The 13,402-nt window shown below is 46.1% G+C and carries 11 protein-coding genes; all 11 read right to left on the reverse strand.

The window, feature by feature from the left end; translation table 11 throughout:
* Nucleotides 1-46: 46 nt before the first annotated feature.
* On the reverse strand, nt 47-1,336 hold the full coding sequence (locus HMPREF7545_RS00745) for a DUF4910 domain-containing protein (RefSeq protein WP_248681265.1): 1,290 nt from the start codon (nt 1,334-1,336) through the stop codon (nt 47-49).
* 54 nt (nt 1,337-1,390) lie between these two features.
* The gene (locus HMPREF7545_RS00750) at nt 1,391-2,482 is read right to left on the reverse strand and encodes a class I SAM-dependent methyltransferase (RefSeq protein WP_006693746.1); all 1,092 of its coding nucleotides are present in this window, start codon (nt 2,480-2,482) and stop codon (nt 1,391-1,393) included.
* A gap of 8 nt (nt 2,483-2,490) precedes the next feature.
* The gene (locus HMPREF7545_RS00755; protein ID WP_081443562.1) at nt 2,491-3,456 is read right to left on the reverse strand and encodes an N-acetylneuraminate synthase family protein; all 966 of its coding nucleotides are present in this window, start codon (nt 3,454-3,456) and stop codon (nt 2,491-2,493) included.
* A gap of 155 nt (nt 3,457-3,611) precedes the next feature.
* Nucleotides 3,612-4,280: a TylF/MycF/NovP-related O-methyltransferase gene (locus tag HMPREF7545_RS00760; RefSeq protein WP_006693748.1), complete on the reverse strand. Its 669-nt coding sequence runs from the start codon at nt 4,278-4,280 to the stop codon at nt 3,612-3,614.
* Between the two features lie 56 nt (nt 4,281-4,336).
* Entirely contained in the window at nt 4,337-5,989 is a 1,653-nt protein-coding gene (locus tag HMPREF7545_RS00765; RefSeq protein ID WP_006693749.1) for a cytidylyltransferase domain-containing protein, read from the reverse strand.
* A 42-nt stretch (nt 5,990-6,031) separates the two neighbouring features.
* On the reverse strand, nt 6,032-7,771 hold the full coding sequence (locus HMPREF7545_RS00770) for an ABC transporter ATP-binding protein (protein WP_006693750.1): 1,740 nt from the start codon (nt 7,769-7,771) through the stop codon (nt 6,032-6,034).
* 164 nt (nt 7,772-7,935) lie between these two features.
* Complete coding sequence (locus HMPREF7545_RS00775) at nt 7,936-8,880, reverse strand: GDP-L-fucose synthase family protein (RefSeq protein WP_006693751.1); 945 nt, start codon at nt 8,878-8,880, stop codon at nt 7,936-7,938.
* Nucleotides 8,877-10,208, reverse strand: coding sequence for a sugar phosphate nucleotidyltransferase (locus HMPREF7545_RS00780; protein WP_006693752.1), 1,332 nt, complete (start codon nt 10,206-10,208; stop codon nt 8,877-8,879). The genes HMPREF7545_RS00775 and HMPREF7545_RS00780 overlap by 4 nt, the downstream gene beginning before the upstream one ends.
* A 24-nt stretch (nt 10,209-10,232) precedes the next feature.
* The gene (gmd, locus tag HMPREF7545_RS00785; RefSeq protein ID WP_006693753.1) at nt 10,233-11,267 is read right to left on the reverse strand and encodes a GDP-mannose 4,6-dehydratase; all 1,035 of its coding nucleotides are present in this window, start codon (nt 11,265-11,267) and stop codon (nt 10,233-10,235) included.
* 101 nt (nt 11,268-11,368) lie between these two features.
* Nucleotides 11,369-12,241: a glycosyltransferase family 2 protein gene (locus HMPREF7545_RS00790; protein WP_006693754.1), complete on the reverse strand. Its 873-nt coding sequence runs from the start codon at nt 12,239-12,241 to the stop codon at nt 11,369-11,371.
* Between the two features lie 77 nt (nt 12,242-12,318).
* A partial coding sequence (locus HMPREF7545_RS00795) for a glycosyltransferase (RefSeq protein WP_006693755.1) occupies nt 12,319-13,402 on the reverse strand: 1,084 nt, incomplete at its 5' end.

Consider the following 13,402-nt stretch of genomic DNA (forward strand, 5'->3'; position numbering starts at 1 on the left):
CTTCTGCTCTGCACTTCACACCAACAACGTCATCCCCCATGCCTAATCATTCTCTCACACTCTCAAGCAACTGATTCTCTAATAATTTTTCTGCAATTAAGATAAGTTTTTTTACAGGCACTCGGATTTGATTGCTAATGTCAATGATATCATTTTTACCATCTGCATAGGCAATAAAATCAAGCATCCCTTTCAGTTCTCCAAATCCCCCCTTTTGACTGACAGAGGGGTATAAAGCCCTCTTACCAAGTTGAGGTTCACAGATACATTTGACTCGATAGCACACATTATGTTCTAACGCTTCAATAATATCGTGATAAACTTCATAAGCCCCCTGCAGTCCGCTCGGTGAAATAAGATTCATATTATCCTTACTTGTATGGTATTCAGGATATTCCTCGTATTTAGAGCGGCAGACGGCACACACTGGGAGATCAACTCCTGGTGCATTGTATTGACGCTCATCGGAACCACGCTGTAAAAAAGAATAGCTTTTATAATTTGGGTAATGGAATGAGAGAATATTTTTTGCGGCTCTGTCTGCAAGTGTTTCCCCATAGCGCGAAGCAACATAGGAGTATGTCCTGTCATCCCCAACACAGGAAATATTAAATCCTGCACGCACATTTTTTTTCATTTCGGGCAAGTATTCGCTGAGATAAGTAATCGCACCAATTGTCTCCGGTATAAAGATGATGCGATAGTTATAGCGACGCCGTTTCTGGGAAAGAATGTTCTTGGCAAGATATATCGTAACTGCCGGTCCGGAGAGCTCATTGTTTGCCATTGAAGGGTGACAAACATAGGTCGAGAGGAAAATTTCCTCGGTATTTCCCTCCGTAGAGGGAATTCTGAGCTCCCCATAAGTCAGGCTGCCGTCTTTGAGTTCGCTGTCAATATAGATATGGTAGGTATCATCAACAAGCGCATCTTTTTGATTCTGCGTCATGCAGAATCCATAGCGCTCCCTATAGTAACTCGTAACGTATGGGATGGCATCCGGCTGATTTGGTTGTGTGTAGATAAGGGGCAAAAGTTCATCCAGAGATACCTCTCTATCCACAGGAACAGAATAGCCCATAACATGAAGATTCGTCTCCTGAAAATCGAGGATTTTCTCCCCTTGCCCATTTTTTATCCATGCATCGCGGATATTCCATTCTTTGGGTACGGTCCAATCAAAAACCTTCGTGCCGCTGGATACTTCATGGGTCGTCATTTCCGGAACAATTTCTTGTAAAATACGAAGTGTCTCCCGCACGCCATTTCCGGTAATGCTGCGGCAAATCGGAAAAAGTTTTGCGCAGAGAGAATATATTCTATTTCCAATATCCACGACTTTTATTCCCCCACTATTAACTATATATACAAAGAAAATGCTGGAAAAGTTTCATGTTATTGATTGTATATTATCTTTCTTTTGAATCAACATATGTACTTCTGAACAGAATTTTTGTTGATCAATAACGATCTGCAATTGGTCTAATATCTGAGCCACTTTATCTTTGAAATAGATACTTACTTCTTGATTGCCGGCCATCTCCGCTTCAACCATAACCATGCGTATCATATCCGCAATATCCGTTCCGAAATACCATGCGCCAATCATTTCCCAATTGAAACGACCGCACAGCCATTCAATCGACTCATTGGTAAACAGATGTGTGTGTGTACCTCCAAGCTGACGATTAAAGACCGCCGGATGGATACTTTCAAAAATAGCACTATAAGAAAATAAAGGCACAGAAAAGAATACATATCTAATATGCGGGTTATCCTCAATTGCCTGCAGCACTTCATGTAAATCTACAATATGTTCTAAGACGCCAATGAAGGAGACAACATCCTCCTTTGCATTTAAGATACGATTGACAATATCATTGTATGCGAAATGGACCAATGCTCCTTCATCAACAAATTGGCTTCCCCAACGGACTTGATCTGCAGATATCTCAATCCCCTGCGCATGCAGACCGAGGCGCTGCATCGCCGCAACAAAATATCCGGAACCGGCACCTACATCCAAGAATTTCATCCTATTGAGTGTCTGTTCCGGCATACTGCTAGTCATTGCCTCTATCATAAACTTCGCTTTTGGAAGATAGACCGCCTCTACACGTTCCTTATATGCATTCCGTTCCTCTGTTTCCCCGCGATAGACTTTTCCATAATCGTCTTGCTCATATACTTGCTCACTAAACGCAGCAGTTTCTTGATATGCTCCATTCAAATGTCCACAATGAGAGCATACGATATATTTTATCCCATGCGAAATAAATGTGGTGTCACCTTCTCTTATCTTCTGCTCGCATATTTTGCATACGCTGCGCAACGGCTGCTGAGAATAAATCTCTGCTATACGTTGCCTTTCACTTAACAAGATTCGGTTCTGAGTATGGAAATCTGTTTTGATTTTCCATATATCCGCATAAGGTTTTCCAAAACGAAGCAAAGGCTCCGCATGAAGGTTTTCGGGCCGCATAGTATATATCACCTCAGCATATCTTTCATCAAAACCGTGTCTCCTTTAATTGTTTCTTTTGCTGTTTTACCAAGAACACTCGAGAGCTCTTTCGGCGAGATTCCATGCCCTGGCCGCTTAAACGTCAGCATCTCTTCCAAAATCATCGTACCCGCCGGGATATCTACAGCTGCAACGATGGAACGTCTCGCATTCTCTCGAGCCGGCTGCTCACTCTCCAGTGCGCAGAGTTTATCTTTTCCTTTGATCTTGTCAATATAATAGATTGCCGCAAGTATATTTTCTGCATCGTGCGGATCCATTGCGTGATAATGATCGTTTCCCTGCAGTGTCTTATCGACAGTGAAATGTTTCTCAATAACAGTCGCACCAAGAAGATATGCCGTCTTAATAACATCATAAGAAGTATCCGGTTTTGTATGATCGGAGTATCCAACTGTAACTTCAGGAAAAGCCTTTTTCAAAGCCCTAATCTTATCGAGATTTGCATGCTCATACGGCGTCGGATATTCGAGAACGCAGTGAAGAAGGATAAGTTCTTCATTATTATATTTTCGTATACAAGAAACGGCCGCACTGATTTCATCGAGATTTGACGCGCCGGTCGAGAGGAGAATCGGCTTTTCTTTCTTTGCCATATGCGCGATGAACGGCAGATTGGTAAGATCCGATGAAGAGATTTTATACACGTTCATCAAGGGAGCCAGATAATCAGCGGATTCAAAATCAAACGGCGTCGAACAAAACTCGATGCCGATCTGATCGCAGAATCTGCTGAGTTTCTGATACTCAGGTTCTCCAAATGAGTCAAATTTTTTAAAGAGTTCGAACTGCGAGGAGGTCGGCTCTTCCGTCGTGTCCCAATATGAGGGAGAGTATCTTGATGCGAGCGTCTCGGCTTTATAGGTCTGGAATTTGACTGCATGAACGCCTGCGTTCCGAGCAGAGAGCACCATGAACTTCGCTGCCTCCATCGGAGATATGTGCAGTTTCTTTGCAATATCATAGTAATTAACACCAATCTCGGCAATAAGAGAAAACTTTCCTTTTTTACAGTGCTCCACGATCCTGCTCAACGAGATTTCCCTCCAACTATTTATTTTCTAAACATGAGGCTGAAAATATACTCCTATCGAACGAGGTAACTTGGCTTCCCATGAGAAAAACGGATTTTTCGAAGCTCCGGCACCGATTCACCGAAGAACTCATCCACTGCCAGAGTCTCACCACCCACCGTCCCATAGTCGTCAAATACTACAACTCCACCTTTCACGACACGGTCATAAAAGACATCGAGCGCCTCTTTCGCTGGCTCATATATATCTGTATCAATATGCAAAAATGCAATTTTTAGCTCTGGATGATCAGCGACATACTGCCTTGCCGTTTCTAAGATATCTCCCTTCACGAGTTCGACGTTTCCAATCCCCTTGTAGGCAAAGCTTTGAGCTAACTCCTCCCTCGTCAAAAATTCGTTGTTAGTCTCATTTACCCAACTTTCACGAAACTTTTGATCTGCTACATTCTTCGCCTCAGGAAATTCTCCAAACACGTCGAATCCGATAATTTTTCTCGAGTTCTCCGTTTCAAGCAATTCCCGAAAAGTAGCGAGCTGGATAAGAGTTCCTCCCCGAAAGACGCCACACTCTACAACTGCTCCAGGCAAGTCAATGATTTTCTTGTACAATTCATAGTGCGCCAAAATATTCCCCATACGGTTGACCGATGTAGTCAGATAAAATCCGTTTTCATAATCAAATGCCTTGCTTTCATCAAAACGATTAATCATCTCATTCATCCCTCCAAAAACAAGTCTAAAAAGATCACTTACACCTCTCTCACGATTATCCGAGTTCAATAATTATGTTCAATATTATCCTCCCCTAAAATAATACGTTTTACATGTTCTAACCCTCTTTTCAAAGGAGTTTGTAGCATCAAGTTATGCATATTTTCACGGACGGCAGCTGTGCTCACGAGCCACTCAAGTGTATTTAAGATAAGTGAGGCATCGACGCTCTTCCCGAGGCCCAGATTAAGAAAGCCGTGCTCCATCTGTGCAAAACTATGCGACATTTCACGCTCATTCTGCGAAAGAACAACAGCCGGAACACCCATACATGCAGCCTCAAAGATGGATCGTCCTTGCCCCATAATGACAAGATCGGCATCCTTCAGATATTTTGTCACACGTGGTACGTTTGGGTAAACAAAGATGTTCTTTTTTGAACAGGTAACAACTCCGTTCGCCTCGTTATCATATCCGATGCCCGTAATAAAGAAAAAACGTATCCCCTTGAAGCGATCATTCTGTGACATCAATGCGTCATAGACCAATCGATTCAGATTCGACGGATCCGTTCCGCCAAACATAATGACGATATTTTTAACTTCCTTCGAAAAGGGTTTTGGCTCCTCCATCTGAAATTCATCGCGAAGGCATACGTATTTATAGCCGCTATATATATTTCTTCTTGGCTCATCTTCATCATACAGTGCATTAATTACGGCGTCTGCCGCATTTATGCCGGAGCCGAGGTCTTCAATTGTAACAACGCGCGGAACGAGTGACTTGAGTTTACGAACGTACTCTTCCGTTGTATTCAAGCAATCGTTTACCCAGATGTCCGGACGATAGGATGCAATTATTTCGTCCATCTCTGATTCCTCTCGGAATGTCCGATATGGAAGATTTGTCTCCTTAATCTTCGTTATGCCCGGCTCCGCTTTTTCATGCGTGACAATCAGTACATCATGGTCGATCATTGCAAGTGCTAACGTAATGCAATTGTATATATGTCCCATACCCAACTCGACATAACCGTCCACGCGAAAAATAATGCGTTTTCGCCGCATTAGGCTCTCGGATAGGATCCAATCATTTGGCCCATCAATATCAATACTTTCCTTTTCATCTACTTCAAAAACAGATATTTTCTCACCGATTCGCGTGTTTTGTCTGACACAAGGACCACGTGCAATGACAAACGCCCCCGTCTCTAAATACTGAGGAGGGAGCTCCTGCCGATTTTTACGCTCCTCATAAAGTGAATACACTTCTCCATTCTCCCGCCGTCCCCATGAAAGATGGGGTCTGTTGACTACACTGATAACCGTATCGTATCCTCTGTCTACAGTATATTCGATTGCATGATCCAGCGTTGATACGGTTAACAGCGGGGATGTCGGCTGCATTGTCACAACATAATCAAAAGTACAGCGGCACTTCTTTTCAGCCTGAATTCTTGCATGATAAACAACCGGATCCAACGTAACTAAGTCTGCGGAGAGCTCTTCGCTGCGCTCAATAATATTGGCTCCATAGTAATGCGCTACGTCCGCAATTTCTTTGCTGTCCGTTGTTACAAAAATATCGGTAATATATTTGCTTTTTTTGGCATTGGCAATTGCATAGGAAATGAGCGGTCTCCCATTCATCATACGAATGTTTTTAAGGGGAATTCCCTTGGATCCACCTCGTGCTGGAATGATTGCCAAGATGCGCATACGTTGTACCTTTCATGATCTCTTATAAGAGATTTTATCCGTTTATAAAACTTCTGCTTTGCCAGAGTCAAACCGCACCCTAAAATCACACTCAGCCAGGGTACTGATGCGATGTGCAATGGCAATAATTGTAATTTGTCCTTTGAATTTCATTATTGTACTCGTGATGCTCTTTTCTGTCTCCGTATCAAGTGCAGAGGTCGCTTCGTCAAGAATTAGGACCTCCGGCTGCTGATAGATTGCACGCGCAATGCCGATACGCTGCCGCTGTCCGCCGGAGAGCTTGACGCCCCGTTCGCCGACCATCGTTTCGATTCCCTTTGGCTGGGCATTTACAAATGCATCAAGTTCCGCCATCGCAAGTGCTTTATGAACCCGCTCATCATCAATTTCATCGGGGGCTTCTCCTAATGCCACATTCTCGCGAATGGTCGCATCGGTTAGATAAATCGACTGCGGAACATAGGCGATATTCGCCTGCCATGCACGCAGCTTTTGACGAATGTCGACGCCGTCAACGGTGATCCTACCGCGCATTGGAACGAAAAGCCCCAGGAGGATGTCAACAAATGTGGTTTTTCCCGCACCCGACGGCCCTAGAATCCCAACAAAGCTTCCCTTCGGTATCGAAAAACTGACATCCGTAAGCACCTCCTCTAAAGTGCCCGGATAATAAAATCCCAGATGCTCCACGCGGATCACATCAGCAAAGGGAAGCGACGGCGGCAGATCTGCCATCTTGAGGTTCCGTTGGTGATATTTGCGGGATTTAATCGCAAGAAGTTCGCGATACAGCTCGTTAAACAGCGGGAGTTGGAATTTGATACCGTTTGAAAGCGTTATAATACGGTTCGCACTTGGCATCAAGCGGAATGCCGCAAGTGCCAGGACACCGAGCAGAGGAACGATCTCCATCGGCGTATATCCCATCGCCATCTTCTCAATGATGAGGAAAAGCAATGCACATACAATGAGCGTCTCAATAATAATGCGAGGGAGTTGATTCAAAAACATAAACTGTCCATTTGCCAGTCCATATTTTTCGTAGTTATGTATGAATTCCTGAAGAAAGAACTGCTCCTTACGCATCACCTTGGTCTCTTTGATGGCACCCAAGCCCTGATTCACTGCCTGAACATACGCCGCAGCATATGCATTCTGTATCTGTCCAGTCCCAGCAATTCTGCGTCGAAACGATCGAAGCAGTGTGTAGATCAGCCCCCCCATCACTCCAGCGACAACAATCGCAGTGAACGGATCGGCAAAAACAAGCATCAGCCAGATCGTCAACGCCGTTATGATTTCCGTGAGCAGTTGGAATGTCGGAATCAATATATTCGAGAAAATAACGACACCACCGCTATTAACATTCCTAAGCAGTACCGCCGTATTATGATTTAGATGAAAAAGGTACGGTTTGGCAAGGTAATTCGCCATCAGCTCCTTTGAGAACTGAATCTGATTGGAAATTGAGAAGTTGATCTGCAGACGAAGCTGCCATGCAAGGTAAAGATTTTTCAATACATAAAGAATGATGAGCAGCAGCGACAGCCCAATAATAAGCTCTGTATGGGTCGTAATGCCAAGTTTCGCCGCATATCCCGCTATTTCCGGATGCTGTACAAGAAAATCCGGCTGCCCCATGAGGGAGATGAGGGGCAAAATAGCACCAATGCCAATCGCCTCAAGAACAGCGCCGACCATCATCACAATCACAAGAAACGCGCAGTAACGGAGTTCCTTCGGCGTGAAGATGGAAAAAATCTTCAGAAATAATTTCATTCAGAAAAAGCTCCCTGCTATATGTGGAGTCGTTGAGGCTCTGCGTAAATCGCGGATACAATAAAGTACACACCTACTACACAATAGTATAGATGCATCAATGTAAGCTGTCAACGCAGGTTTTAATCTTTCCGCAATAAAGCAGTTTCCTGTTACTGAGGAGTTTACCTTTCGGCACGCATCGGATTGTTCAGAAAATCCTGGTAGGCCAAACGGATTCCATCCTCAAGCTCCATTTTGTACCGCCACCCAAGAGCCGCCGCTTTCGAGACATCAAGAAGCTTGCGCGGTGTCCCGTTCGGCTTACTTGTATCCCACAAAATCTCGCCGCGATAGTCAACAACGCGTGCAACCAGCTCGGCGAGTTCTCGAATGGAGATTTCCTTTCCGCTCCCCGCGTTGACTGTCTCATCTCCGCTGTAATGATTCATCAAGTACACACAGAGATTGGCAAGATCGTCGACGTAGAGAAACTCGCGCAAGGGCGAGCCATCGCCCCAGCAGGTCACGGACGGAGCTCCCGCTTCCTTTGCCTCATGAAAGCGCCGGATCAGGGCAGGAAGCACATGGCTGTGCTCCGGATGGTAGTTGTCATTCGGACCATAGAGATTGGTCGGCATCACTGAGATATAGTCTGTCCCATACTGTTTGTTCAGGTACGCGCAGTACTTCAGACCTGCAATCTTTGCGAGGGCATATGCCTCGTTCGTCTCCTCGAGCGGCGATGTCAGCAGGCAGTCCTCCTTCATCGGCTGCGGCGCCATGCGCGGATAGATGCAGGACGAACCGAGAAACTCGAGTTTCCTGCAGCCGGTTCTCCACGCGGAGTAAATAACGTTCATCTCCAACATCATATTCTGGTACATAAAATCCGCTGGTGCCTCGGAATTCGCCTGAATACCGCCCACTTTTGCCGCTGCGAGGAAGACATATTCCGGCTTTTCCTCTGCAAAGAAGGCATCCACCGCATCCTGTCTGCAAAGATCGAGCCGAGCGTGGGTGCGCGTTATGATATTGGTATATCCCTGCCGTTCCAGCTCCCGGCAAATTGCGGACCCGACCATACCGCGATGCCCGGCGACGTAGATCTTTGCATCTTTTTTCATCATCGTACTGCACCCCCGGCCTCATCTGACCACTTGATTTTATCCTCTTTTAGGATAGCTTCGCCAATCTGGACTTCGATCACAACCATGCGCTCCTGCGCGCTGATCTTGTGCTTCATGCCCGCCGGGATCTCTATGACGTCCCCCGGTGCGACGGCGCACACCTCTCCGTCCAGCAGAACCGTCCCGCTGCCGCTGACGATATTCCAAATCTCACGGCGATACGCATGACTGTGGTAATTCATCGCATGCCCCGCATTCAGCGTCACCTTGATGGTCAGGCTGCCCTCTTCAACGTCAATGATGCGGAAACTCCCCCATGACTTCTCAGCAAACATAACGGGCTGACTGATCTGCTCAACATAAGGCTTCATATGGCTCGACGCTGCTTTATCCGCCACGAGGATCCCCTCGGGGCTTGCGGCAACAATGAGATTCTGTCCGCCCATGACCAGAATCGGGACATCCAGCTCATTCACAACATGGGTGCCGCTGCAGCGATCATCCGTTGTGACATCACCGAGGGTCGCTTCTTCCATGATCTCGGTCAGTGTGTTCCATGTACCGAGATCCTTCCACGCGCCCGCATAGCGCAGGACGCCAACATGCTTTTCCCGTTCGACAACGGCATAATCAAAGCTGATCTTTTCAAGACGATCATATGTCGAAAGCAGGGTCTCATAGTCCGAGCATCCGAGCAAGGCTTGGGCACGTTCCAAAACATAGCCCAAACGATATGCAAAGACACCGCTGTTCCAGAGTGCTCCCTGCTCGATGTACTCCTTTGCAGCAGCTTCATCCGGCTTTTCCCGGAAAGAAAGAACGCGGCTCACATTCTCCTGATCCTGCGGCATGATATAGCCGTACTTCTCACTCGGATAGGACGGCTCAATGCCCATCAGCATGAGGTCCGCCGTGCCTTCTGCCGCAAGCTGCGCCAGATGCCGAACCGAGGCAAAATAGGCATCCTCAACATAGGGGTCAACCGGGCAGACGGCAACCGCTTCATCGAGCGCGACGCCTTTCACATCGTGCAGGTAGGCACTGACGAGCGCGATCGCTGGAAACGTATCACGGCGGCATGGCTCTACACAGATGTCGACCATATCGCCCAGCTGGCTGCGCAAAGCAGAAACCTGTGCTTTCGATGTCGCTATCGTGATCTCTGCATCCGGAATCGCATGTCGCACCTGTCCGCAGACACGCTGCGCCATCGACTGCCGCGTACCGTCACTCTGACGAAAAAGGGGAATGAACTGCTTGGAACGAATATCATTCGACAGCGGCCAGAGACGTTTCCCCGAACCGCCTGAAAGCAGAACAATATGCATACATGCTCTCCTTCAACGGGAATCTCAGCGCCCGTACTGCTCCATATCCGCCCGTACCATCATGCGGACGAGGTCAGCGAAAGACACCTTGCGCTGCCAGCCGAGTTCCCGCTCTGCCTTTGACGCATCGCCCCACAAAAGTTCCACCTCGGCAGGGCGGAAATAACGCGGATCGACATCAACAAGCAGCCGACCGGACTGCGCATCATAGCCTTTTTCCTCAACACCGCTTCCACTCCACGCGATCTCAATGCCCGCCTCACGGAAGGACAGCTCCGCGAATTCGCGCACGGTATGTGTCTCATTCGTCGCAAGCACATAGTCATCTGGGTTTTTCTGCTGGAGCATCCGCCACATCCCTTCGACATAGTCTCCCGCAAACCCCCAGTCACGCTTTGCGTCAAGGTTGCCAAGGGAGAGCTTCTCCTGCTTCCCAGACAGGATACGGGCAACAGCAAGCGTGATCTTGCGCGTCACAAAGGTCTCCCCGCGGCGCGGCGACTCATGGTTGAAGAGAATGCCGTTGACCGCGAACATATCGTAGGATTCGCGGTAGTTCTTCGTAATCCAGAAACTATATAGCTTTGCCGCACCGTAGGGCGACTTCGGATAAAACGGCGTTGTCTCACTCTGCGGTGCAGTATCCGGAAGCCCACCGAAGAGCTCCGATGTCGATGCCTGATAGAAGCGAATCGGCAGTCCGCTCTGCCGCACGGCCTCAAGCAGACGGATCGTTCCGACACCCGTCGCCTCTGCTGTATACTCCGGCACTTCAAATGAAACCGCCACATGGGACTGTGCAGCGAGGTTATAGACCTCATCCGGCTGAATCTCCCGGATCAGCGCATGTGCATTGCTCGAATCCGTCAGGTCGCCGTAGTGGAGAAAGAGACGCCCGTCATACTGAGCGTCAGACACGAGATGATCGATCCGCTCCGTACAGGGTGTACTGTGCCGACGGATAATGCCATGGACCTCATAGCCCTTTTCAAGTAAAAGTTCCGTTAAATAGGATCCATCTTGCCCAGTAATGCCAGTAAGTAAAGCCTTTTTCGTCATAACACCACTTCTTCCCAAAACTCCATTCAACGAAACGCCGCGTTTCTCCCAAACTCCTCATTTTGTCTCTATATAAAGCTCTGGCACAACAAATCGCCTCTTTATTTGGAACCTGTTCTCCTGCACCAACGACAAATCTCATTTGTACATTGATGTTTCTGCCACTTATATCGTACACGATAAATACGGGCTACAGGGCTCCATATCGCCTTGCATAAAGAAAATAGACCTATGCGTTTCAAACAAGTTTTAACCGCAACCTTAAAAGGTGAGGCATATGCATCGTTAGGGCTGTGAAATGGCAACTCCATTTCATGATAAATACGATTATATTCCTCCGCACATGCATTTTCATCAGAACTTATTCCTGCGTTCGCAAAATATGCAATAAGCTCATCACTATATTGAATGTGGACTGTTTTATCAAAATAACATTGCAGAAAAAACTTAGCATCTGCCGCAATTTTATAACGCCTGTCAAAAGGATATTTCAACAACAACTCGATTCGAGCAAAAATAGCAGCATGGGGCGGCATATCACCAAAATATTCTCCGCCGTTGAGCAATGCATAATTTATAAATTCATACTGTGTCCCACTTTTTTCATCTACAGACCAAACACCGCCTGCAAATATATCAATATTAGGCTTCATTTTCTGAACAACACGAGAAATTACGTGATAATCGGTCAGCGCGTCATCCCCGCCAAGGACCTCTATATACTCTCCCGATGCCATACCAACACCTTTATTCAGTGCATCATAAAGCCCATGATCTGGTTCGCTAATCCAACGCAGTCCATCTTTTTCGTACTTCTTTAAAATATCAATCGTTCCATCTGTAGAGCCCCCATCAATTATGATGTATTCAAGATTGGGATAATCCTGATAAACAACACTTACTATCGTCTGTTCAATCGTTGCAGCTGCATTATACGATGCTGTAAGAATCGTTATTTTGGGTAACTGCTTCAAAATAAGCCTTCTCCTTTTGACACAAATATAAGAGTCTCTAGTTCACAGAAACACATCCAAACATTTAAATCCAACTGTCAAAAGAGCAATTCCTGCCATCTTTTTTTGTTGTACCGATAATCGTATTGCTCCTTGAAAAAAATGTCTGCATTTGCAGACAATTCTTCGCGTTCCCCGCGATGTGACAACAAGCATTCCATACAGCGAATATAATCCTCTTTCGTATCCGCTACGAAATATGGAACAGGCTGTTTCTCATCAAAGGGAACACCGTCAAAACAATGCGTGGACGCAATGATTGGAATCCCCATGGAAAGGCCCTGAACCAATTTCATTTTTGTCCCGGATCCTTTTATAACCGGGGAAACAAGGAACAAGCAATTCTCCATAAGACGATACAGTTCCTCTTCCGCAAGAAATCCTGTAAATTCGATATTTTTATGCCGAAATTCCTTCTGAACCGATTCCTGATTTTTTCCAGTAATGAGAAGTTTTATGTCCGGATGCCTTTCGACAAATGGATAAAACACCGACGATACAAAGTGCTTCATGCTGTAATAATTTGGATAAAAATCCAGCGTGCCGTTAAATACAATATATTCACTGTTCGTATCATGCCATCTATGCTCTGAGCGAAGGTAAGGCGTCGGCATATATACAATATTGTCCAATTGAAACTCTTTTTGCAAAAGATGATAATCAGCAGGAGAAATAGAAATAACCCGATCGGCTTTCCTTAAATTCACTTTCTCATAGTGGTAGGTACGGTTTATTTCCAACTTTGATAAAAAGCCAAACTTAGACAGCACATCTTTTTGAAATTCATATTCTACATTATGCGCAAACGTGATGATGCTTATATTCTTGGCCTTTAAGCGGTCATAATCAATGTATTCCCCGGCATAAGGAGACTCTAACAGGACAGTTTCGATTTGATTCTGCGCAATATAATCCATGACCTGCTTTTTATTCTCTTCGGAAGCCAAGACCTGCGCATTTCTTGGCTTCCCTGAAAATATATAGTCCGCTATGGCTCGAAAAGGCGCTTTTCTTACGCTCGCATGACATCTTTGAAATATAAGCAGATTGGAGAACTCTGTCATATGCTCGCGCCAATCCTCGCACGGATCTTCGACATTTCCCATGATGCCATGCAAATTC

The sequence above is a fragment of the Centipeda noxia ATCC 43541 genome (assembly GCF_000160555.1).
GTDB lineage: Bacteria > Bacillota > Negativicutes > Selenomonadales > Selenomonadaceae > Centipeda > Centipeda noxia.